The sequence below is a fragment of the uncultured Tateyamaria sp. genome (genome assembly GCF_947497045.1).
Taxonomy (GTDB): domain Bacteria; phylum Pseudomonadota; class Alphaproteobacteria; order Rhodobacterales; family Rhodobacteraceae; genus Tateyamaria.
This window is the reverse complement of sequence record NZ_CANMEU010000041.1, coordinates 1-1,341: the sequence shown is the minus strand read 5'-3', so window position 1 is coordinate 1,341 and position 1,341 is coordinate 1. Positions and strand designations below refer to the sequence as shown.

The 1,341-nt window shown below is 56.5% G+C and carries 2 protein-coding genes; both read left to right on the top strand.

Annotated elements, in window-relative coordinates:
- Positions 1-596: NUDIX domain-containing protein (locus tag Q0859_RS21420; RefSeq protein ID WP_299155199.1), on the top strand; the 596-nt coding region annotated here is incomplete at its 5' end.
- 5 nt (positions 597-601) lie between these two features.
- The coding region (locus Q0859_RS21415) for an SPFH domain-containing protein (protein WP_299155197.1) at positions 602-1,341 on the top strand (740 nt) is incomplete at its 3' end.

Sequence of the window (1,341 nt, the reverse complement as noted above, 5' to 3'; positions counted from 1 at the left end):
ATGTTTTGCTGGTCAATCGTCCCGAAGATGACGTTGCGGGTTGGGCGATGCCGGGTGGTTTCGTTCACATTGATGAAGCACCGGAAGACAGCGTAGAACGTGTGTTGGGCGAAAAGGTTGACATCAAAGCAGTTCATTTTGAACAGCTTGCCACTTATGGGGCGCTCGGGCGTGACCCGCGTGGCCGCGTGATCAGCATCGTATATCTTGCGCTTTGCCCATCTGAAGTACTGCTCGATGCGGATCTCGCCCACATCATTGTCGATTGGGAGGGCGAGACCGGCGGCCCAGTGGCTGCGCAGATGAATGGCGTGCGCCTGCCGCTTGCCTTTGATCACGCCGCCATCCTTGGGGATGTGGTCAAGCGGTTGCGCGGCAAACTGGATTATTCGCCCATCGGCTTTGCCCTGCTGCCTGATCGCTTCACTCTGCGTGAAGTTCAGGAAGTCCACGAAGCTATTCTGGGCAGACCCCTGAAAAAACCCCCGTTCCGGCGTAAATTGCTGGATCGCGGAATGATCGTCCCGACAGGCGAGTTTGAGACCGGCGGCGCATATCGCCCCGCTGAACTGTATGAAGTCAGGTCAAAGGAGTAAGGACTATGGCACAGATCAAACGCTATGTTTTCGCCAACCAGTTGCGCGCAGAGGCATCGCAGCACATTCAGTATTTCCGCAAGGGGGCACTCAGGAAATCTGGCAAAGGTCTTTCGTTCTGGTTTGACCCCAATGGGGCCTCTTTGACTGAAATCCCGATGAACGACCGCGAGCTGATCTTTATGATCAAAGGCCAATCGTCGGACTATCAGGATTTGGCCGTCCAGGGCTCTGTCAACTGGCGGGTTGGGGATGCTGACAGGATCGCGTCGCGTGTGGATTTTGGCATCGACATTAACAAGGGCGGTCGCTTGGGCAAGCCAGAGGAACAGATCAAGTCGGTTCTGACTGGGTTGGTCCGTGAATTTGCCGATGCTTACCTGAAAGACAAGGGTGTGCTTGATTTGCTCGAGGCCGGATTGTCCCCAATCCAGGCTGCGATTGCTGCGGGGTTTCAGGCCGATCCGACCCTGGATGCGATGGGCCTGGAGGTGGTGAGCATCCGTGTTTCTGCCTTGTCCCCAAGTTCAGAACTGTACCGCGCCTTGCAGGCCCCGACTTTTGAAAGCTTGCAGCAAAAGGCGGATGAGGCGACTTTCTCGCGTCGTGCGTTGGCTGTGGACAAGGAAAGGGCGATTGCCGAGAATGAGTTGCAAAACCAGATTGAGCTGGCATCCCGGCGCAAGGATCTGATTGCGCGCGAAGACGCAAACGCACGCTCCGAAGCCGAAGCGAAAGCCGGTGC